16 protein-coding genes are annotated in these 21281 nt (G+C 77.6%); 13 read left to right on the top strand and 3 right to left on the bottom strand.

The window, feature by feature from the left end; translation table 11 throughout:
* Nucleotides 1-9 precede the first annotated feature (9 nt).
* Both Q0789_RS05965 and Q0789_RS05960 read right to left on the bottom strand, forming a co-directional pair.
* Complete coding sequence (locus Q0789_RS05965) at nt 10-1092, bottom strand: SDR family NAD(P)-dependent oxidoreductase (protein WP_298803111.1); 1083 nt, start codon at nt 1090-1092, stop codon at nt 10-12.
* The gene (locus Q0789_RS05960) at nt 1089-2402 is read right to left on the bottom strand and encodes an aminotransferase class V-fold PLP-dependent enzyme (RefSeq protein ID WP_298803109.1); all 1314 of its coding nucleotides are present in this window, start codon (nt 2400-2402) and stop codon (nt 1089-1091) included. The genes Q0789_RS05965 and Q0789_RS05960 overlap by 4 nt, the downstream gene beginning before the upstream one ends.
* A 105-nt stretch (nt 2403-2507) precedes the next feature.
* Here Q0789_RS05960 and Q0789_RS05955 point away from each other — a divergent pair, with 105 nt between their 5' ends.
* The 13 genes from Q0789_RS05955 to Q0789_RS05895 all read left to right on the top strand — a co-directional run bounded on the left by Q0789_RS05955 (nt 2508) and on the right by Q0789_RS05895 (nt 20595).
* Nucleotides 2508-3611 carry a hypothetical protein gene (locus Q0789_RS05955; RefSeq protein WP_298803107.1) on the top strand — a complete coding sequence of 368 codons (1104 nt, stop codon included), beginning with the start codon at nt 2508-2510 and terminating at the stop codon, nt 3609-3611.
* A gap of 239 nt (nt 3612-3850) precedes the next feature.
* The gene (locus Q0789_RS05950) at nt 3851-8461 is read left to right on the top strand and encodes a glycoside hydrolase family 3 N-terminal domain-containing protein (protein WP_298803105.1); all 4611 of its coding nucleotides are present in this window, start codon (nt 3851-3853) and stop codon (nt 8459-8461) included.
* A 466-nt stretch (nt 8462-8927) separates the two neighbouring features.
* Nucleotides 8928-9422, top strand: a complete 495-nt coding sequence (locus Q0789_RS05945; RefSeq protein WP_298803102.1) for a hypothetical protein — start codon at nt 8928-8930, stop codon at nt 9420-9422.
* A gap of 11 nt (nt 9423-9433) precedes the next feature.
* The gene (pdxT, locus tag Q0789_RS05940; protein ID WP_298803100.1) at nt 9434-10084 is read left to right on the top strand and encodes a pyridoxal 5'-phosphate synthase glutaminase subunit PdxT; all 651 of its coding nucleotides are present in this window, start codon (nt 9434-9436) and stop codon (nt 10082-10084) included.
* Nucleotides 10085-10165: 81 nt separating this feature from the next.
* Nucleotides 10166-10915: a YebC/PmpR family DNA-binding transcriptional regulator gene (locus Q0789_RS05935; RefSeq protein ID WP_171204229.1), complete on the top strand. Its 750-nt coding sequence runs from the start codon at nt 10166-10168 to the stop codon at nt 10913-10915.
* 74 nt (nt 10916-10989) lie between these two features.
* Nucleotides 10990-11673: a crossover junction endodeoxyribonuclease RuvC gene (locus Q0789_RS05930; protein WP_298803097.1), complete on the top strand. Its 684-nt coding sequence runs from the start codon at nt 10990-10992 to the stop codon at nt 11671-11673.
* Between the two features lie 69 nt (nt 11674-11742).
* A complete protein-coding gene (gene ruvA, locus Q0789_RS05925) occupies nt 11743-12372 on the top strand; it encodes a Holliday junction branch migration protein RuvA (protein WP_298803095.1) in 630 nt (209 codons plus the stop codon).
* Nucleotides 12369-13586, top strand: coding sequence for a Holliday junction branch migration DNA helicase RuvB (ruvB, locus tag Q0789_RS05920; RefSeq protein ID WP_298803093.1), 1218 nt, complete (start codon nt 12369-12371; stop codon nt 13584-13586). Before ruvA ends, ruvB begins: the two co-directional genes overlap by 4 nt.
* 160 nt (nt 13587-13746) lie before the next feature.
* A complete protein-coding gene (gene yajC, locus Q0789_RS05915) occupies nt 13747-14109 on the top strand; it encodes a preprotein translocase subunit YajC (protein WP_298803091.1) in 363 nt (120 codons plus the stop codon).
* 69 nt (nt 14110-14178) lie between these two features.
* A complete protein-coding gene (gene secD, locus Q0789_RS05910) occupies nt 14179-16365 on the top strand; it encodes a protein translocase subunit SecD (protein WP_298803089.1) in 2187 nt (728 codons plus the stop codon).
* Nucleotides 16366-16368: 3 nt separating this feature from the next.
* Nucleotides 16369-17478: a protein translocase subunit SecF gene (gene secF, locus Q0789_RS05905; RefSeq protein ID WP_298803087.1), complete on the top strand. Its 1110-nt coding sequence runs from the start codon at nt 16369-16371 to the stop codon at nt 17476-17478.
* A gap of 46 nt (nt 17479-17524) precedes the next feature.
* Nucleotides 17525-18028 carry an adenine phosphoribosyltransferase gene (locus Q0789_RS05900; protein ID WP_366917660.1) on the top strand — a complete coding sequence of 168 codons (504 nt, stop codon included), beginning with the start codon at nt 17525-17527 and terminating at the stop codon, nt 18026-18028.
* Nucleotides 18029-18162: 134 nt separating this feature from the next.
* Nucleotides 18163-20595, top strand: a complete 2433-nt coding sequence (locus Q0789_RS05895; RefSeq protein ID WP_298803083.1) for a bifunctional (p)ppGpp synthetase/guanosine-3',5'-bis(diphosphate) 3'-pyrophosphohydrolase — start codon at nt 18163-18165, stop codon at nt 20593-20595.
* On the opposite strand, the gene Q0789_RS05890 is transcribed toward Q0789_RS05895, so the two are convergent.
* Nucleotides 20547-21188, bottom strand: coding sequence for a hypothetical protein (locus Q0789_RS05890; RefSeq protein ID WP_298803081.1), 642 nt, complete (start codon nt 21186-21188; stop codon nt 20547-20549). The two genes, Q0789_RS05895 and Q0789_RS05890, sit on opposite strands and share 49 nt — an antisense overlap.
* Nucleotides 21189-21281: the final 93 nt, after the last annotated feature.

The raw sequence follows: 21281 nt of genomic DNA, 5'->3' as shown, positions 1-21281 counted from the left end.
CCGGCGACGCTACCGGCGCGGGCCCGGGCGGTCGCCGGCGCGCGGCTCGAGGTCGGCGTCGACGAGCTGCTCCGTGAGCGCCCACAGCCGTGCCGCGGCGGCGCGGTCGTGGACGTCGGCGGTCGTGCGCACCCGTCGCGGCGGGCCCGCGAGCTCCAGCGGGCCGCCGGGGCCGAGGTGGACGAGGCCGTCGTCGGTCCGCCCCGCCCTGCCGCCCGTCCGCTCTCCCCGGGACAGCGCGCCGGGGGCCAGGACGGCGGCGACGGCGGGGCGGGCGCCCCCGTCCTTGCCCTGCAGCAGCACCCCGGCGGCGTGCGCGGCCGCGCGGCGGGCAGGGGAGGGCCGCGCCGGCCGGCCGCCGTCGGCCTGCGGGTGCTCGGCGTCGAGGAGGTCGACGGCGTAGCCCGGGTGGAACGCGAGGCTGCGGACGGGCAGGCCCGCCGCCCGCAGGCGCCGGTCGAGCTCGGCGGCGTGCAGCAGCACGGCGAGCTTGGAGCGGCTGTACGCCCGGAAGGAGGCGAAGCGGTCGGCCGACTGCCAGCCCCGCTCGTCGGCGGGCGGGTGCACGAAGCGGTGGGCGATGCTGCCGGCGGCGACGACGCGGGCCCCGCCCGAGCGCTCGCCCGCGGCGACGAGGGCCGGCAGCAGCTCGGCGGTGAGCAGGGCGTGCCCGAGGTGGTTCGTCGCGAGCATGAGCTCGTGCCCCTGGGCGCTCGCGCGCCGCCCCGGGGTCCCGGTGACACCCGCGTTGGCGAGGAGGGCGTCGAGCGGGCCGCGGGCGACCACGTCGGCGGCGGCGGCCCGCACCGACCGCAGGTCGGCGAGGTCGAGCGCGACCACCGCCACGTCGGCTCCCGGCACGCGCGCCCGCAGCGCCGCGGCCGCCCTCTCGCCGCGGGCGGCGTCGCGCGACCCCAGGAGCACGCGGGCGCCGAGCGCGGCGAGCCGGCGCGCGGCGTGCCACCCGATGCCCGAGCTCGCGCCGGTGACGAGGACGGTGCGGCCCGCTCCCGCGCCGGGGGCGCCGTCGAGCGGGGCGCCGGGGGCGCCGTCGTGCGGGGCGCCGGGGGCGCCGTCGGGCAGGACGCTCACGTGACGGTGGGGCGCACGGCGTGCGCGGGGTCGCGGTGCTCGCCGGCGTCGAGGACGGCGCGCAGGTCGACGACGGCCGTCGCCAGGTCCGCGTGCGTCGTGCTGGGGGCGGCGACGCCGAGGCGGACGAGGTCGGGGGCGCGGAAGTCGCCGACGACGCCGCGGGCGGCGAGGGCGCGCACGACGCCCCAGGCGTCGGGGGAGCGGACGGCGACGTGGCCGCCGAGGCGGCCCGGGTCGCGGGGCCCGGCGAGCGGCAGCTCGGGCACGAGCGCCTCGAGCGCCTCGACGAGGAAGCCGACGAGCGAGGTCGAGCGGGCGCGCAGCTGGGCGGGCGTGACGTCGTCGAGGACGTCGAGCGCCGCGTCGAGGGCCAGCAGCGAGATCATCGGCGGCGTGCCGATGCGCATCCGGCGGACGTCGTCGGCGGGGGCGTAGCGGCCGTCCATGGCGAAGGGGTCGGCGTGCCCGTGCCAGCCGGTGAGCGGCGGGTCGACGAGGGCCTGGTGCCGCCGGGCGACGTAGACCCACGCCGGTGCGCCCGGCCCGCCGGACAGGTGCTTGTAGGAGCAGCCGACGGCCAGGTCGGCGCCCGCCGCGTCGAGGTCGACGTCCGTGGCGCCGACCGAGTGGGCGAGGTCCCACAGGGCGAGGGCGCCGGCGCGGTGGGCGGCCGCGGTGAGGGCGGCGACGTCGCAGCGCTCCCCGGTGCGGTAGTCGACCTCCGAGAGCGCGACGAGGGCCACCTCGTCGCCCCGCGCCGCGAGGAGCGCCGGGACGTCGGCGGGCCGGGCCGGCGCGACCTCGAGGTCGCACAGCCGGGCCGCCGAGGAGAGCAGGTGCAGGTCCGTGGGGAAGGCGTCGGGGTCCGCGACGACGACGCGGCGGCCCGGGCGCAGCCGGGCGGCGGCGACGTAGCACTGGAAGAGGTGCACCGAGGTGGAGTCGCCGACGACCACCTGGCCGGGCGCGGCGCCCACGAGCCGGCCGACGCGGTCGCCGACGCGCTGGGGCGCCTCCCACCAGCCCTCGCTGTTCCAGGCGGCCACGAGCTCGGCGCCCCACTGGCGGCGCACGACGTCGGCGACGGCGTCGGGCACGTGCCGCGGCAGCGGGCCCAGGGAGTTGCCGTCGAGGTAGACGAGGCCCTCGGGCCGCACGAAGCGCTCGACGAGGTGGGCCAGGGGCTCGACCGCGTCGAGCTCGGCGGCGCGCAGGTGGAGGCCGTCGGCGTCGACGTGCCGGCCGGGCGACGGCGCCGCCGTCGTCCGGACCTCGGGAGGGGAGGTCGAGGGGGCGTCGTCCAGCACGGCGCCGACTGTGCCACGGGGCGGCGCCGCGGGCCGGACGGCCACCGGCGGGCCTGCCTAGGGTGGCGCGGTGCTCATCCGACGGCGGCGCGGCGGGAGCCGGCGATGAGCCGGGACGCGACGGGCGGCCGGGACGCGACGGGTGGCCGGGACATGGCGGGTGGCCGGGACATGACGGGTCGGGCGTCGCCGGGGGTGCCGGGCGGGGCGCCCGCGCCGGCGACCGAGCTCGACGACCTCGCAGCGGGCGGGAGCGACGGCGAGGGCGGTGACGCCGCCCGCGCTCCCGCGGGCCGGCGCCCGCGTCCGGGGTGGCGCGGCGCCCTGGCCCTCCTCGTCGCCGCGGCGCTGGGCGCTGGCGTCGCCCTCCTCGCCGTGCGCGCGCAGGAGGCCGCCGACGTCCGGCTCCTGCTCGTCTCGGCCTTCCCCGACCTCGACGGGACGGGCGACGACGGGCTGGCGCTGGACCTGCGGGTCGTCGGCCTGGGGGCGCAGGACGCCGTCGTCCTCGGCGGCGGGACCGGCCCGCCGGGAGAGGGCGTCGCGGGATCGGTCGAGGTGGGCGGGCGCGCGCGGGTCCCGTCGGACCGGGCGGGCGAGGCGCTCGTCGTGCCCGCCGGCGGCGTCGGGGCCTTCGTCCTGCGGCTCGAGGCTTCCTGCGAGGCGCCGCCCGACTGGCGGCCGTGGCTGCGGGTGCGCACCGACGGCGGCGGCGCGCGGGTCGTCGCGCTGCAGTCGCCCGAGGGGGCGGAGGGCTCGGCGCAGGACGTCCTGACGAGCGCCTGCGAGCTCCGCCGGAGGACGGCGCTGGAGCCCGTGCGGGTCGTCGGCCACGGCCTCGAGGAGGGGGGCCGCGCCGTCGGCATCGCGCTCGAGAACACCTCGGACGTGGCCTACCGCCTCCGGGTCCTCGGGGGCGGGGGCATCTCCGGCGTCGCGCTCCCCGACGGCCAGGCCGAGCTCCGCCCGGGCGTGACGACCAGCGTCGTCCTCGCCGTCGACCCGCCCCGGTGCGCCGGGGCGCTGCGGGTGGGGGACCTGACGAGCGACGCCGGCCTCCTCGCGCAGCGGACCGGCGGGGACGACGCCGACGGCCCGCCCCTCGTGCCGGTCGACCTCAGCAGCGCCGCGACCGAGGTCGCCCTCGCCGTCGGGCGGGCGTGCGCGCCGCCGCTCGACCCGTCGCGCGCTGCGCGGACCTCCTCCTGACCCCCGGGGGCCCGGCCCCGACGCCCGGCTCGGTCGCCCCACCGCTGCGGTGCCTCGGCCCGAGGCGTCCGAGGCGTCCGGTGCGTCCCTCCTGCCCGCCTGGTCACCTCGTGCGTCGTTCGTCTTGTCCATCGTTCGTCTGGGCTCCTACCGTGCGCCCGTGGTGGGCGACGGCGCCCGCCCTGACGACGGAGCTGTCGATGCCCCCCACCCTCCCCGGCGGTCCACCCGCCGTTCCCGTGCCAGCGCCAGCCGCTCCGACCCCGGGCCGGTCCCGACGGCGCGCCCTGCGCCGCGCCGTCGCCCCGGCGGCGGCGGCCTCGCTGGCGCTCACCGGCCTCGGCGCCGCGGGCGCGGCGGCGGCCCCCGCGCCCGAGCGCGACCTCGCGCTCACCGCACTCGTGACGGCCTCGGCGTCGCAGGACGACGCCGACGGCACCTTCCCCGTCGAGGCCCTCACGGACGGCGACCCGGGCACCCGCTGGGCCAGCGGCAACGGCCCCGACGCCGACGTGCCCTTCGAGGCGGAGGTGACGGCCGACCTCGGCGTGCCCGCCGACGTCCGCGCCGTCGAGGTCGACTGGGAGGCGGCGTACGCCACGCGGTACGCCGTGCAGGTCTCCGACGCCGCGCCCGGTGACGACGCGGCCACCTGGGAGACCGTCGAGGTCGTCGAGGACGGCGACGGCGGCGAGGACGTCCTCGACCTCGGTGCCGCCGGCGACGACGTCCGGGTCGTGCGCCTGCAGATGCTCGAGCGGCGCTCGCAGTGGGACTGGGACCCGGGCGTGCCGCACCGCTACGGATACAGCGCCTTCGCCCTGCGCGTGCTCGGCACCACGGACGTGTCCGCCGCCGCCTTCCCGGCCGTGACGACCGCGGCCGAGCCCGGCACGACCGCGACGGTGCCGGTGCGCCTCGGCCAGCCGGCCGACCGCGACGCGACCGTCCGCGTGACGTCGACCGGTGGCGGCGACGCCGTCGTGGGCGAGGACGTCGCCGCCGTCGACGCGCAGGTCGCCTTCCTCGCGGGCGAGACCGAGGCCTCGGTCGAGGTGCCCGTCCTCGAGGGCGCGACGCCGGGGCGCACGGCCGAGCTCGCGCTCTCCGACCCGACCGACGCGATCGCCCTGGGCGCCCGCACGACGACGTCGCTCGTCGTCGCCGCCCCGGAGGCGCCGCCGGCCCCGCCCGCGCCCGTCTCCGAGGGCGACGTCACCGTGCTCGACGCCTTCGACGCCGAGCCGCTGCCCGTCTTCGCCTGGGGCTCGGGGGCGACGACGACGCCGCAGCTGTCCCTCGTGCCCGCCGAGCGGGAGGGGACGGAGGGCAGCGCGCTGCGCGCGCAGGTCGCCGAGATGCCGGACGGCGGCTGGGGCGGCTTCACCCACGACTACGGCACCGCCCAGGACTGGTCCGCCGCCGACGGCTTCGGCTTCTGGTTCCTCGGTCGCGGCACCGGCCGCACGCTCGCCTACGAGCTGAAGAGCGGCGGCACGAACGCCGACTCGGCGACGAAGTTCGAGGTGCAGCTCGCCGACGACGCCGAGGGCTGGCGCCGCGTGGCCGTCCGCTTCTCGGACCTGCGCGAGAAGGGCGCGCCGGACTCGGACGCGCGCTTCGACCCGAGCACCGTCTTCGGCTACGCCGTCACGCTGTCGGCGCTCGGGGCGGGCGACTGGCGCTTCGACGACGTCGGCGTCCTCACCCAGCGCTCCGTCGTCGACGACTTCGAGGGCGACGTCCCGCTGGCCGCGCCCGGAAGCACGACGGGCGTCTTCGGCTGGGGAGCCTCGGACGACGCCGTCCCCAGCATCGAGGTGCAGCCGATGGAGCGCCCGGGCGGTCCGGCGGACGACCACGTGCTGGCCGGGGAGTACTCCATCCCGTCGGGCCAGTACGGCGGGCTGTCCCACAACCTCGCCGAGACGCAGGACTGGAGCTCCTACGGCGCCTTCGAGATGTGGTGGTACGCGAGCCAGGACAGCAACCCGGCCTCGCCGACCGCGGGCCACGAGATCGTCGTCGAGCTCAAGGACGGCGGCACCGACGGGGAGCACTCCGAGCTGTGGCGCGCGAGCTTCCTCGACCGGTGGGGGAGCGCGGAGAGCCGCTGGAAGCACGTCGTCATCCCCTTCGAGGACTTCGCGCTCTCCGGCTACCAGCCCGGTGACGCGGCGACCCGCAACGGGACGCTCGACCTCGACCGCGCCTGGGGCTACGCCGTCACCTTCACGCCGGGGACGCCCGAGCCGGTGCGCTACCGGTTCGACGACGTCGCCGTGAGCGGCTCGCCGGCCCCCGTCGTCACGACCTCGGTCGAGGCGGCCCAGGACGTCGTCCTCGTCGCGCCGGGGGAGACCGCGACGGCGGGCCTGCGGCTGGACCTGTCGGGCGACGAGCCGCTGGCCGAGGACCTCGTCCTCGACTGGGCCGTCACCGACCCGGAGGACCCGGGGACGGGCGCCGTCGTCGGCGAGCACGTGGCCGCGGCGAGCGGCCAGGTCGTCCTCCCGGCCGGCTCGGTGGACGGGGACGTCGCGACGTTCGAGGTCCCGACCCTTCGCGGCGACGCCGACGAGGACCACGCCCGCACCGTCGCCCTCGAGGTCACGGCTCCGAGCGGCGTGCAGGTCTCCTCGGTGCCGCGCGTCGTCCTCGACGCCTACGGCTTCCCCTACCTCGACGCCGCACGGCCGACGAGCGAGCGGGTCGCCGACCTGCTCGGTCGTATGACGCTGGCGGAGAAGGTCGGCCAGATGGCCCAGGCCGAGCGCCTCGGCCTGTCCTCGCCGCAGCAGATCGCCGAGCTGGGCCTGGGCTCGGTGCTCTCCGGCGGCGGGTCCGTGCCGGAGGACAACACGCCCGCCGGCTGGGCCGACATGGTCGACGGCTTCCAGCGCGAGGCGCTGTCCACCCGGCTGCAGGTGCCGATCGTCTACGGCGTCGACGCCGTGCACGGCCACAACAACGTGGTCGGCGCGACCCTCTTCCCGCACAACATCGGCATGGGCGCCGCGCGCGACCCCGAGCTGGTGCGCGCCGAGGGGCGGGTGACGGCCGCGGAGGTGCGCGCCACCGGCATCCCGTGGACCTTCGCGCCGTGCCTGTGCGTGACGCGCGACGAGCGGTGGGGCCGCTCCTACGAGTCCTTCTCCGAGGACCCGGCGCTCGTCGAGGCCTACGCGGCCCCGGCGGTGCAGGGCCTGCAGGGCGACGACCCGAGCGACATCACGGCGTCCGACGAGGTGCTCGCCACGGCCAAGCACTGGGTCGGCGACGGCGGCACCGACTACGACCCGGCGCTCGCCGGGTCCGGCTACCCGATCGACCAGGGCATCACCCGGGTGGAGAGCCTCGAGGAGCTGCGGCGCCTGCACGTCGACCCGTACGTGCCGGCGGTCGAGGCGGGCGTCGGGACGATCATGCCGTCGTACTCGGCCGTCCAGGTCGGCGACGGCCCGGTCGTGCGGATGACGGAGAACGAGGACCTCAACGTCGGCCTGCTGAAGGGCGAGCTGGGCTTCGACGGCTTCCTCATCAGCGACTGGGAGGCCGTCGACAAGCTGCCCGGCGGCACCTACGCCGAGAAGGTCGAGCGGTCGCTGACGGCGGGCATGGACATGGTCATGGCGCCGTACAACTTCGGCGCCTTCATCGCCGCGGCCACCGACGGCGTCGAGGCCGGGCGCCTGCCGGTCTCGCGGGTGGACGACGCGGTGACGCGCATCCTCACCGAGAAGATGGACGCCGGGCTCTTCGAGCAGCCCTTCGCGGACCGCAGCGGCGTCGACGAGGTCGGCTCGCCCGAGCACCGCGCCGTCGCCCGCGAGGCCGCCGCCGCCTCGCAGGTGCTCCTCGCCAACGGCCCGGTCGGCGAGCCCGTCCTCCCGCTGGCGAAGGAGGGCCGGATCTACGTCGCCGGCTCGAGCGCCGACGACCTCGGCCGCCAGCTCGGCGGCTGGTCGATCTCCTGGCAGGGCGGCTCGGGCGCGACGACCGAGGGCACGACGATCGCCGACGGCATCGCCGAGGTGGCGCCGGACGCGGACGTCGTCGTGAGCCCCGACGCCTCGGCGGACATGACGGGCGCCGACGTCGGCGTCGTCGTGGTCGGCGAGCGCCCGTACGCGGAGGGGCAGGGCGACGTCGGCAACAACGGCTTCACCCTGCAGCTCACGGACGCCGACCGGGCGACGGTGGCGAAGGTGTGCTCTTCGGTGGAGGACTGCGTCGTCCTGCTCGCCACCGGGCGCCCGCTCGTGCTCGGTGACGTGCTGGACTCCGCCGACGCCGTCGTGGCCACGTGGCTGCCCGGCACGGAGGGCGCCGGCGTCGCCGACGTCCTCTTCGGCGACCGGCCGTTCTCGGGCCGCCTGCCCGTGACCTGGCCGGCGTCGGCCGACCAGGTGCCGGTCAACCAGGGCGACAGCGTCTACGACCCCGCCTTCCCCTACGGCTGGGGCCTGTCGACGACGGCGCCGCGCGCCGGGCTCGAGGCGGTCGCGGCCGATCTCGGGCCGGGGGCCGTGGCCTCCCGGGTCCGCTCGGCCCTGCGGGCGCCGGTGTGGACGGCCGACGGCGACGTGCGCGACTCCTCCGCGGCCCGCGCGACCGCCGGGCAGCGCCTGCTCGCCGTCGTCGAGCAGACGCAGCGGGGCCGCGGGAAGGACGCCGACGTCGTCCCGGCCGTGGTCGAGGTGCTCCGCGACGTCGCCCAGGCCGACGTCGTCGCGGGCGACGCGGCCCCGGGCGCGGCGGCCCTCGTCGCGGACGCCGAGCACGCGCTCGTCAGCGGCGACGCGGTGACCGCGGCGCGGCTCATGGCGGAGGTGGTCGCCGAGCGCTGAGCGCGCCACCGCCGCGACGGGCCCGCCGCCCCACCCCGTGGGGCGGCGGGCCCGTCGTCGTCCACCGGCCGTCGCGCTGGGCCGTCCCACCGGGAGGCCACCGGCGTAGCGTGGTCGTCGTGGACGCCGAGGTCCCGCAGCAGCACCGGCGCGCGCCGTGAGCCGCGACGGCCTCGGCCGCCGCGCCGCTGCGGAGCCGAGCGACGGAGCGACGCCGACCCGGGGTGGGCCGCCGGCCGACCCGCCCGACGAACTGGGTCCCTGGCCCCCGGCGACGGGACCGCCCTCCGGGGTGGCTCGGCACGACGGGCCGGCCGCCGCGCCGGCCCCGCTCGCCCTCGCCGCCCTCCTGGTCCTGGCCGGGGTCGGCGCCGCGGGCCTCGTGCCGCGGTCCGGCGTCCCCGGCCCTGCCCCTGTCCCTGCCGCGGCGGCCGCCTCGGACGAGCCCGCAGACGAACCCGGGGCCGTGCGCCTCGTCGTCGTGGAGGCGCGCCCCGACCCCGACGCGGACCCGCGCGCCGAGGTGCTGGCCGTCCGCCTCGCCGTGGAGGGGCGCGGAGGCGTCGACGTCGCCGTCCTGGGCGGCGGGTCCGGGGAGCCGGGACGCCGCGTCCCCGGCCGGGTCGCCCTGACCGGCGCCGGCTGGCTCGCCTCCCGCGCCGACGCGCCCGTCGTCGTCCGCGCCGGCGGGACGACCGACGTCGTGCTCACCGTCGACGTCGGCTGCGAGCCCGCGCCCGCCCTCGCGCCGTGGCTGCTCGTGCGGCCGCCCGCGGGGGCGCTGGAGCTGGTGGAGCTCGAGGCCGCCGACCCGGGTGCGCGGGGCGCGCTCGAGGACGCCTGCGCCGCCCGGGAGGTCGAGCGCGCCCGGCTCGCGTCCCCCCTGGCTGCGCTCCCGGCGCCCAGCACCCCCTCCGGGGGCGGGTCGGGGGTGGCCGGCGGCGTCCGCGCCGCCCCGTAGGGTCGACCGCCGTGAGCGCTGCCCCCGTCATCGGCGTCCTCGGGCTGCAGGGCGACAGCCGCGAGCACCTGGCCGCGCTGCGGGCCGCCGGGGCCGAGGCGGTCGTCGTCCGGCGCCCGGCGGAGCTGGCCGCCGTCCACGGGCTCGTGCTGCCGGGCGGGGAGTCCACCGTCATCGACAAGCTGCTGCGCGTCTTCGAGCTGCGGGAGCCGCTCGTCCGCCGGATCCACGAGGGCCTGCCCGTCTACGGCTCGTGCGCCGGGATGATCCTGCTGGCCGACCGCCTCCTCGACGGCACGCCCGACCAGCAGACGCTCGGCGGGCTCGACGTCACCGTCCGCCGCAACGCCTTCGGCCGCCAGGTCGACAGCTTCGAGACCGACCTCGAGATCACGGGCGTCAGCGACCGGGCGTGGCCCGACCCCGACGGCGCCGCCGCGGCCGTGGCGCCCGGTCCCCTCCACGCCGTCTTCATCCGGGCGCCGTGGGTGGAGGAGGCGGGGCCCGGCGTCGAGGCGCTCGGCGTCGTCCCCGCGGGGCCCGCCGCCGGTACCATCGTCGCGGTGCGAGCGGGGAACCTGCTCGCGACGTCGTTCCACCCGGAGATCACCGGGGACACCCGGGTGCACCGGCTCTTCGCCGAGATCGTCCGCGCGGCCTGACCCGACGAGCCCGTCGGTCCGGCCCGCAGCGCACGTCCCGGCGGGGGGCCGGGGCCCGCACGCGCAGGAGGTCGATCCGCCATGTCCGGCCACTCCAAGTGGGCAACCACCAAGCACAAGAAGGCCGTCGTCGACGCCAAGCGGAGCAAGCTCTTCGCGAAGCTCATCAAGAACGTCGAGGTCGCGGCCCGCACCGGCGGCGGGGACCCGACGGGCAACCCCACCCTCTTCGACGCCATCCAGAAGGCGAAGAAGAGCTCGGTCCCCAACGACAACATCGACCGCGCCGTCAAGCGCGGCTCGGGCGCCGAGGGCGGCGGGGCCGACTACCAGACGATCATGTACGAGGGGTACGGCCCCAACGGCGTCGCCGTGCTCGTCGAGTGCCTCACGGACAACCGCAACCGGGCGGCGTCCGACGTCCGCGTGGCCTTCACGCGCAACGGCGGCACGATGGCCGACCCGGGCAGCGTCTCCTACCTCTTCACCCGCAAGGGCGTCGTCACGGTGCCGGCCGAGGGCCTCGGCGAGGACGACGTCCTCACGGCCGTCCTCGACGCGGGCGCCGAGGAGGTCAACGCGGCCGGCGACGTCTACGAGGTCATCAGCGAGGCCACCGACCTCGTCGCCGTGCGCACCGCCCTGCAGGACGCGGGCATCGACTACGACTCCGCCGAGGCGCAGTTCGTGCCGTCGATGCAGGTCGAGCTCGACGCCGAGGGCGCCGAGAAGGTGCTCCGCCTCATCGACGCGCTCGAGGACAGCGACGACGTGCAGAACGTCTACGCCAACTTCGACGCCAGCGACGAGGTGCTCGCGCAGGTCGGCTGACCCGGGCGCCGCGGGTCGACCGTCCCGGCGCGTCGCGCGGCGCCGAGGCGTCCTGCGGCTGCGACCGTGGGCCGGTGCGCGTGCTGGCGGTCGACCCGGGGCTCACCCGCTGCGGCGTCGGCGTCGTCGACGGGCTGCCGGGCCGGCGCGCGCTCCTCGTCGAGGTCGCGGTGGTCCGCACCCCGGTGGACGCGCCGCTGGCCGAGCGGCTGCTCGCGGTGTCGGAGGCGCTCGAGCTCGCCGTCGCCCGGCACCGCCCGGACGCCGTCGCCGTCGAGCGCGTCTTCAGCCGCCACGACGTCAGCACGGTCATGGGCACGGCCCAGGCGTCGGGCGTGGCGCTGCTGGCCGCGGCGCGGGCCGGCGTCCCGGTGGGGCTGCACACGCCGAGCGAGGTCAAGGCCGCCGTCACCGGCTCCGGGAGGGCCGGCAAGGCCCAGGTCACGGCGATGGTGACCCGCATCCTCGGCCTCGACGAGGCGCCGCGGCCCGCCGACGCCGCCGACGCGCTCGCGCTCGCGCTGTGCCACCTGTGGCGCGGGGCGCCCGCCGGGGGAGCGGCCGCGAGCTCCGGAGCCGCTGGCGGTGGCGGCGCTGGTGGAGGGCGGGCGACGGCGGCGCAGGCCGCGTGGGCGGAGGCCGACCGCGCGGCGCGGGCCGTGCGGCCCGGGGCGTGGGGAGCCGCCGCGGGCAAGGCCCCCGGGGGTACGGCGCGCCGCGGTGGACGGGTGCGCCCGGGCGCCGCGCCGGGGCGCTAGCGTCGTCGTCGAACACCTGTCCGGTCCGCCCGTCCCGTGCCGACGGCGCGCCGCAGCGAGGAGCACACCGTGATCGCCAGCGTCCGCGGCCCCGTCGCGTCCGTCCGCCTCGACGCGGCGGTCGTCGTCACCGGGGGCGTCGGCCTCCTCGTCCACGCCACGCCGGCCGTCCTCGCCACGCTGCGGGTCGGCACCGAGGCCGAGCTCGCCACGAGCATGGTCGTGCGGGAGGACTCGCTCACCCTCTACGGCTTCGCCGACGACGACGAGCGCGCCGTCTTCGAGATGCTCCAGACCGTCAGCGGGGTGGGCCCGCGGCTCGCTCTCGCGATGCTCGCCGTCCACGCGCCCGACGGCCTGCGGGCCGCCGTGGCCGCCGAGGACCTCACCGCGCTGTGCCGGGTGCCGGGCATCGGGCGCAAGGGCGCGCAGCGGCTGGTGCTCGAGCTGGGCGACCGGCTCGGTCCCGCGCGCGAGGGCGGTGCCGGCGCCGGTCCGGCTCCCGCCCCGGCGCCCGCGGCCGCGCCGGTCGCCGACGGGGGAGGCCCGGTGGTCGAGGCGCTCATGGGTCTCGGCTGGACGGCGCGGGCGGCCGCGGAGGCGGTCGCGGCGGTCGCCCCGGACGAGGGCCAGGAGGACGACCGCGACGTCGCCGCCGTCCTGCGCGACGCGCTGCGCCACCTCGGGCGGGGCCGGTGAGCGCCGGCCCCGGCCGCCACGGCGACGGCTCCTCCGAGGTCGGCCTCGCCGGCGGACCGTCCGCCGCGGAGGAGGCCGAGCTCGCGGAGCGCGCGGCGCGCGGCGGCCGCCTCGTCGAGCCGGCCGAGGACCTCGACGACCGCGCCGCCGAGGCGGCCCTGCGCCCCGGCTCCCTCGACGACTTCGTCGGGCAGCGGGCCGTGCGCGAGCAGCTGTCCCTCGTCCTCGAGGCGGCGCGCCGCCGCGGCCGGGCGCCCGACCACGTCCTGCTCTCCGGCCCGCCCGGGCTCGGCAAGACGACGCTCGCCATGATCGTCGCCGCCGAGCTCGGCCAGTCGCTGCGCATCAGCAGCGGCCCCGCCATCCAGCACGCCGGCGACCTGGCCGCCGTCCTGTCCTCCCTCGAGGAGGGCGAGGTGCTCTTCGTCGACGAGGTGCACCGGATGGCGCGCCCGGCCGAGGAGATGCTCTACGTGGCGATGGAGGACTTCCGCGTCGACGTCGTCGTCGGCAAGGGCGCGGGCGCCACGGCCATCCCGCTGCACCTGCCGCCGTTCACGCTCGTCGGCGCGACCACCCGCTCCGGGCTCCTGCCCGCCCCGCTGCGCGACCGCTTCGGCTTCACCGGCCACCTCGACTTCTACGCCCCCGACGAGCTCGAGCAGGTGCTGCGCCGCTCCGCGCAGCTCCTCGGCGTCGAGCTCACCGCCGCGGGGGGCGCCGAGATCGCCCGGCGCTCCCGGGGCACGCCCCGCATCGCCAACCGCCTCCTGCGGCGGGTGCGCGACTGGTCGCAGGTGCGGGGGACGGGCGTCGTCGACGCCGACGCCGCCCGCGCCGCGCTGCGCGTCTACGAGGTCGACGAGCTCGGCCTGGACCGCCTCGACCGCTCGGTCCTCGACGCGCTGTGCCGCCGCTTCGGCGGGGGACCGGTGGGGCTCTCGACCCTCGCCGTCGCGGTCGGCGAGGAGCCCGACACCGTCGAGACGGTGGCCGAGCCCTTCCTCGTGCGCGAGGGCCTGCTCGGCCGGACCCCGCGGGGGCGCGTCGCGACCGCGGACGGCTGGGCCCACCTCGGGCTGCGCCCGCCGCCGGGCGCGCCGCTGCAGGCGACGCTCCCCCTGGGGGACGGCGAGGACGGCGAGGACGACGGGGGCGACGGGGACGGCGAGGGCCAGGACCGGGACGACGACCGGGCGGCGCCGCCGTCCTGAGAGCCCGCCCGGGCGCCATCTCGCGCGCGGCACGGCGCGGGCGCACCGCCGTTGAGCGCGCCGGGACCGGTGCCGTGCTCCCGTAGAGTGACCAGCCGCACGACCGAGTGATCGCGCGACCGACCCTGACGCCGACTGCGAAGGCTGGCCCCGCCCCGCCATGGATCCCTTCTCCCTCGTCCTCCTGCTCCTGCTCGTCCCCCTCGTGCTCCTCAGCGTCCGGGGCAGCCGGCAGCGCAAGGCCGTGGCGCAGATGCAGAGCGAGCTGGCGACCGGCACGGAGGTCATGACGGCGTCCGGCCAGTTCGGGACGGTCACCGGCGTCCGCGACGACCGCGTCGAGATCGAGGTCGCCCCGGGCGTGCGCACGTGGTGGCTGCGGCAGGCCATCGCCCGCCGGGTCGACCCCGCGGCCCCCGTCGCCGACGAGGACGACATCGCCGAGGACCAGATGGTCGACGACGACGTCGTCGAGGACGACCCCCGCGACGACCCGTCGGACGGCTCGCGCCGCCCCGCCTGACCCGCCCCGGGGACCGCCGCGACGGCGCCGCGTCCCGGAGCCCCTGACCGCTCGGAGGACGACGCAGCCGTGGCAGCCACGACCCGCACCCGCTCGATCCGCACCCTCGGCGCCCTCGGCGTCGTCCTGGCGCTGCTCTACGGCGGCATCGCCGCCGCCGCGCAGTGGTCCACCGCCGCGTGGACGCCGGGCCTCGGCCTCGACCTCGCGGGCGGGACGCGGGTCATCCTCACGCCCGTGGCCCAGCCGGGCCAGAGCGGCGAGGTCACCGAGGACACCATCGACGACGCCATCGAGATCATCCGCCAGCGCGTCGACGGCAGCGGCATCGGCGAGGCGAACGTCAGCGCCCAGGGCAGCCAGAACATCCTCGTCGAGCTGCCGGGCGACCCGCAGACTCAGCAGGCGACGCTCGAGCTCATCCGCCAGTCGGCCCGGATGACCTTCCGTCCCGTCTTGGCCGTCGCGGGCCCCACGCCCATCGACGCCACCGCGCAGCCCGGCGAGGGCGCGCCCACCGACGCGCCGACGGCGGGCGCCACGGCCCCCTCCACGGAGGCGCCCGCCACGGAAACCCCGTCGACGGAGGCGCCCGCCACGGACGCTCCAGCCACCGACGCTCCGGCCACGGCGGAGCCGACGCCCGGGTCGACGCAGGGCAGCGTCATCCCGCCCGCGCTGCGCACCGCGCCCACCACGGGCGCTCCCACGACGGGCGCCCCTGCCACGGACGCCCCCGCCACGGAGGCCCCCGCGACGGAAGCACCGGGGGAGCAGCCGACCGACGCGCCGACGTCGGAGCCGACGAGCGCCAGCGACCTGGCGTGGATCACCCCCGACCTGGCGGCCGAGTTCGCGGCGCTGGACTGCACCGACCCCGCCAACCGCACGGGCGGCACGGAGTCCGACGACGTCCTGCCCCTCGCGACGTGCGACCAGACCGGCTCGGCCAAGTACCTCCTCGGGCCGGTCGAGCTCACGGGCTCCGACCTCACCGGCGCGTCCTCGCAGCCGGCGACGAACGACCAGGGCTTCTCCACCGGCGGCTGGGTCGTCACGATGGACTTCACCCGCGCGGGCGGCGACGCCTTCGCGGACATCACCTCGCGCATCTCGCAGCTGCCGCCGCCGCAGAACCAGTTCGGCATCGTCCTCGACGGCCTCGTCATCTCGGCGCCGAGCGTCAACGGGCCCATCCCCGGCGGCCAGGCCCGCATCGACGACGGCGGCTCGGGCACCTTCACGCAGGAGTCGACGCAGACGCTGGCCAACCAGCTGCGCTTCGGCTCCCTGCCGGTGTCCTTCGAGGTGCAGACGCAGGAGCAGATCTCCGCGACCCTCGGCACCGAGCAGCTCCAGCGCGGGGTGCTGGCCGGGCTCATCGGCCTCGGGCTCGTCGTCGTCTACTCGCTGCTGCAGTACCGGCTCCTCGGCCTCGTCACCGTCGCGAGCCTCGCGGTGGCCGGCCTGCTGGCCTACGGCGCCATCACGCTGCTGAGCTGGACGTCGGGCTACCGGCTGAGCCTGCCCGGCGTCGCCGGCCTCATCATCGCCATCGGCGTCACGGCCGACTCGTTCATCGTCTACTTCGAGCGCGTGCGCGACGAGGTCCGCGAGGGCCGCTCCGTGGCCGCGGCGGTGCAGACCGGCTGGGCGCGCGCACGGCGCACGATCATCATCAGCGACGTCGTGCAGCTGCTCGCCGCGGTGGTCCTCTACGTCCTCGCGGTCGGCGGCGTGCAGGGCTTCGCCTTCACCCTCGGCCTGACGACGCTCATCGACCTGCTCGTCGTCGTCATGCTCACGCACCCGGTCGTCACGCTGCTCGCCCGCACGCGCTTCTTCGCGAGCGGCCACCGGCTGTCCGGCTTCGACGCCGAGCACCTCGGGCGCACCGTCTACGCCGGGAGGGGCCGCGTGGCCCAGCCCGCCAGCGGGCGCGACCTCGCGGCCGGCGCCGACGACCGTCCGCCCGCGGACGACGACGGCGGCGGCGAGGGCGAGCGGCGCCGCCGCGACCGCACCCCGGGCGACCTCGACCCGGCCGCCGCGGCGCAGCCGCGCCGGATGACCATCGCCGAGCGCCGTGCCGCGGAGGCGCGCGAGCGGCAGGAGCAGGAGGAGGGCGTCCCCGACGGCGGCAGCCCGTCCGGCGACGGCTCCGACGGCGGCAGCCCCGACGGCAGCAGAGACAGCGCCGGGGGCGGCGACCCCGCCCACCACGGCGCCGGCCGCACGACCCCGACGGAGGACTGACCCGTGCCCAGCTTCGCCGCCTTCGGCAACGACCTGTACACGGGTCGTCGGTCCTTCGACTTCGTCGAGCGCCGGCGCCGGCTGCTCGCCATCACGGGCGTCGTCGTCCTGCTGGCCGTCCTCGTGCTCGTCGTGCGCGGCTTCAACCCCGGCATCGAGTTCACCGGCGGCTCGGAGTACCGCGTCTCCCAGGTGGCGGACGCCTCCGAGGACCCGGCGCTCGAGGCCGTCGCCGAGGTGCTCCCGGACGCCCAGCCGCCGTCGGTGTCGGTGGTCGGCGGCGACTCCGTGCGCATCCAGACCGAGGCCGTCCCCGAGGACCTGACCGCCGACGTGGTGGACGCCCTGGCAGCGGCGTACGACGTCGACCCGAGCCAGGTGACGTCGAGCTTCGTCGGCCCGGTGTGGGGCGCGGACATCACCCGTCAGGCCCTCATCGGCATCGGCATCTTCCTCGTGCTCGTCACGGGCGTCATCGCCGTGTACTTCCGGGACCTCGCCATGGCGGCGGCCGCCCTCGTCGCGCTGATCCACGACCTCGTCGTGACGGCCGGCGTCTACGCCCTCGTGGGGTTCGAGGTGACGCCCGCCTCGGTGATCGGCTTCCTCACCATCCTGGGCTTCTCGCTGTACGACACCGTCGTCGTCTTCGACAAGGTGCGCGAGCAGACGGCGGGGGTGCTGCAGGGGTCGTCGAGGACCTACCTCGAGCAGATCAACCTCGCCGTCAACCAGACGGTCGTGCGGTCGATCAACACCTCCGTCGTGGCGGCCCTGCCGGTCGCCTCGATCCTCTTCATCGGCGCCCTGCTCCTCGGGGCCGGCACCCTGCGCGACGTGTCCCTGGCCCTCTTCGTCGGGACGCTCGCGGGCACCTACTCCTCGATCTTCGTGGCGCCGGCGATCCTCGCCGAGGTCAAGAGCCGCGACGACCGGGTGCGGGCGCACACCGAGCAGGTCCGCGCCCACCGCCGCGAGGAGGCGCGCCTCGCCGCCGAGGGCCCGGCGGAGGGCACCGCCGCGCTCGCCACCGCCGGTGGCGGCGCCGGCGCCGCCGGTGAGGGTCCGCGGGGCCAGCGCCCGCAGCCGCGGCGCGGGCGCCGACGTGGCTGATCCCGGCCGCGCGGGCGCCGCGACGGCGGACGGCCTCGCCGACCGTCTGCTGCCCCTCCTGCGGGAGGTGCCCGACCACCCCCGGCCCGGGGTCGTCTTCCGCGACATCACCCCGCTGCTCGCGGACGCGGCGGCGCTGGCCGACGCCGTGCGGGGCCTCACCGACCTCCTCCCCGACGACGTCGACGCCCTCGCCGGCGTCGAGGCCCGGGGCTTCGTCCTCGGGGCCGCGGTCGCCGTGGCGGCGGGCGCCGGCTTCGTGCCCGTGCGCAAGGCGGGCCGGCTGCCGCGCGAGGTCCTCGCCGAGACCTACGACCTCGAGTACGGCTCGGCGACGGTCGAGCTCCACGCCGACGCGGTGCGCCCGGGTGCGCGCGTCGTCGTCGTCGACGACGTGCTCGCCACGGGCGGCACCGCCGCGGCCGCGTGCCGCCTCGTCGAGCGGGCCGGCGGCGAGGTCGACGGCGTGCTCGTGCTCGCCGAGATCGAGGCCCTCGGCGGCCGGGCCGCCCTGCCGGGCCGGCGCGTCGACGCGCTGCTGCGGCTCTGACCCGGCCGCGCGGCCGCGACGTCGGGCGGAGGGCCCGTCGAGCGGGGCGCGGCCGCGGGGCCCGGGCGCGGACGTAGGCTGGTGGCCTGCGACGACGCGCCGCCGGGACCGCCCGGGGCGCCTGGGAGGTGCCGGTGTCCGACGAGGTCGCCCAGACGGGTCCCGCGCAGCAGGAGACCGGCGCCGGCGCGCCCGTCCCCACGACGACGGGCGCGCTCGTCCCCGTCCCCGCGCCCTCGAGCACGGCCGGCGAGCCTCCCCGCGCCGACGAGCCCGGCGGCAGCGGCTTCCGCGCCCGGCTCGCGCGCCTCGGCTCGCGGCCGTCGACGACGTCGCCCGTCCTCGAGCCGCTCCTGCGCAGCCTGCGGAGCAACCACCCCAAGGCCGACACGGCCGTGGTGGAGCGGGCGTACGTCGTCGCGGAGAAGGCCCACCGCGGGCAGCGGCGCAAGAGCGGCGACGCCTACATCACCCACCCCGTCGCGGTGACGACGATCCTCGCGGACCTCGGCATGACGGCGCCGACGCTGGCGGCCGCGCTGCTGCACGACACCGTCGAGGACACCGCGTACTCCCTCGCCCAGCTGCGGGAGGAGTTCGGCGACGAGGTCGCCATGCTCGTCGACGGCGTCACCAAGCTCGACAAGGTCCAGTACGGCGACGCGGCGCAGGCCGAGACCGTCCGCAAGATGGTCGTGGCGATGGCCCGCGACATCCGCGTCCTCGTCATCAAGCTCGCCGACCGGCTCCACAACGCCCGCACGTGGAAGTACGTCTCCGCGGCGTCCGCCGAGCGCAAGGCCCGCGAGACCCTCGAGATCTACGCGCCGCTCGCCCACCGGCTGGGCATGAACACCATCAAGTGGGAGCTCGAGGACCTGTCGTTCGCGACGCTCTACCCGGGCGTCTACGAGGAGATCGTCCGGCTCGTCGCCGAGCAGGCCCCCGCCCGCGAGGAGTACCTCGCGGTCGTCCGCGACCAGGTCGCGGCCGACCTGCGGCAGGCCAAGGTCCGCGCCACCGTCACGGGCCGGCCCAAGCACTACTACTCCGTGTACCAGAAGATGATCGTGCGCGGCCGCGAGTTCGCCGACATCTACGACCTCGTCGGGGTGCGGGTCCTCGTCGACACGGTCCGGGACTGCTACGCCGTCCTCGGCGCGCTCCACGCGCGCTGGACGCCGGTCCCGGGCCGCTTCAAGGACTACATCGCGATGCCCAAGTTCAACATGTACCAGTCGCTGCACACGACGGTCATCGGGCCCGAGGGCAAGCCCGTCGAGATCCAGATCCGCACCCACCTCATGCACCGCCGGGCCGAGCTCGGCGTCGCGGCCCACTGGAAGTACAAGGACGCCGGGGGCCGCGGCACGACGGACCCGGCCGACCGCGGGGCCCCGGGCAGCCACGGCACGGGCGGCAGCGACATGGCCTGGCTGCGCCAGCTGCTCGACTGGCAGCGCGAGACGTCCGACCCGGGGGAGTTCCTCGAGTCCCTGCGCTTCGAGATCAACGCGGCCGAGGTCTACGTCTTCACCCCCAAGGGCGACGCGATCGCGCTGCCCGCCGGGTCGACGCCGGTCGACTTCGCCTACGCCGTCCACACCGACGTCGGGCACCGCACGATGGGCGCCCGCGTCAACGGCCGCCTCGTGCCGCTCGAGTCCACCCTCGACAACGGCGACGTCGTCGAGGTCTTCACGTCCAAGGTCGAGGGCGCGGGCCCCAGCCGGGACTGGATGACCTTCGTCAAGAGCCCCCGCGCGCGCAGCAAGATCAAGCAGTGGTTCTCCAAGGAGCGCCGCGAGGAGGCCATCGAGCAGGGCAAGGACGCCATCGCCAAGGCGATGCGCAAGGAGCACCTGCCCATCCAGCGCCTCATGTCCCACGACTCCCTCGCCGGGGTCGCGCGCGACCTGCACCACGCCGACGTCTCGGCCCTGTACGCCGCCGTGGGGGAGGGGCACGTCTCGGCCGCGTCGGTCGTGCAGAAGCTCGTCACCGCGCTGGGCGGCGAGAGCGGCGCCGAGGAGGACCTCGCCGAGGCGGTCCTCCCGCCCCCGCGGACGGCGACGCGGCGGCGCTCCGGGGACCCGGGCGTCGTCGTCAAGGGCGTCGACGACGTGTGGGTGAAGGTCGCCCGCTGCTGCACGCCGGTGCCGCGCGACCCGGTCATCGGCTTCGTGACGCGCGGCAACGGCGTGTCGGTGCACCGCCGCGACTGCGGCAACGTCAGCGGCCTCATGGGCCAGCCCGAGCGCATCGTCGAGGTGGAGTGGTCGGTCGGCGCCGACAGCGTCTTCCTCGTGCAGATCTCCGTCGAGGCCCTCGACCGCGCGCGGCTGCTCTCCGACATCACGCGCGTCCTCTCGGACAACCACGTCAACATCCTCTCGGCGTCGGTGACGACGTCGCGGGACCGCGTGGCCATCTCCAAGTTCACCTTCGAGATGGGCGACCCGAGCCACCTCGACCACGTCCTCGCCGCGGTGCGGCGCGTCGACGGCGTCTTCGACGTCTACCGCTCGACGGGGCGCCGCGAGGAGGCCGGCCACAGCACCCCCTGACGGGGCCGCCCGTCCGGTCGGGCCGGGCGCGCCCCCGCCCCCGCCGCGCGGCGCAGCCGGGCCAGCGCCGCGGCGTCCCGGACGTCGTCGTCCGCGGCGCCCGCGTCCTCGCGCGCCCGGTCGGGGTCGCTGACGCGCAGGGGGCCGACCCACGCGCTGCGAGCCCACGGGTCGGCGACCCGGCGCAGCCGCAGGGGCGCCGGCACGGGCCGGGACCCGGTGGCGAGGGGCACGAGCAGGTCGACGCGCGCGGGCGGGCCCCCGGACCCGTGCACCGAGCGCCCGTGCACCCAGGCGGCCGCCGCCAGGCCCACGACCCCGCGGTCGAGCAGCGCCCGCGCGACGACGGGCGAGCCGGGCCCGGTGGCCCCCTCCACCGCCGCCGCGAGCGCGCCGGCGCGGACCACCGCGTCACCCGCCAGGTCGGCCGCGGCGAAGACGTGCGGCACCAGCTCCACGAGCAGCCCCTCGGCCGCCATCGCCCGCAGGACGGCCGCGGGCACCGCGCCCGGGGTCCACACGCCGTCGGGGGCGACGGCGCGGCGGAGGCCCGGGCCGGTGGGCGGTCCGGCGGGGGCGGCGTCCGTCGTCACCCCGGCATCGTGGCGCCGACCGGAGGGAGCCGCCGAGGGCCGGGCGCCCGCCTGTGGACGGGCGCCCGGCCCTCGGGCGGTGGGGGCAGCGGG

It is taken from the genome of uncultured Pseudokineococcus sp. (assembly GCF_947499845.1).
In the GTDB taxonomy this organism is placed as follows: Bacteria; Actinomycetota; Actinomycetes; order Actinomycetales; family Quadrisphaeraceae; genus Pseudokineococcus.
This window is presented reverse-complemented; position numbering and strand designations above follow the sequence as displayed.

Coding starts and splice junctions, on each gene's coding strand:
- Q0789_RS05955 (WP_298803107.1), top strand. CDS start 2,508: ATGAGCCGGGACGCGACGGGCGGCCGGGACGCGACGGGTGGCCGGGAC.
- Q0789_RS05935 (WP_171204229.1), top strand. CDS start 10,166: ATGTCCGGCCACTCCAAGTGGGCAACCACCAAGCACAAGAAGGCCGTC.
- yajC (WP_298803091.1), top strand. CDS start 13,747: ATGGATCCCTTCTCCCTCGTCCTCCTGCTCCTGCTCGTCCCCCTCGTG.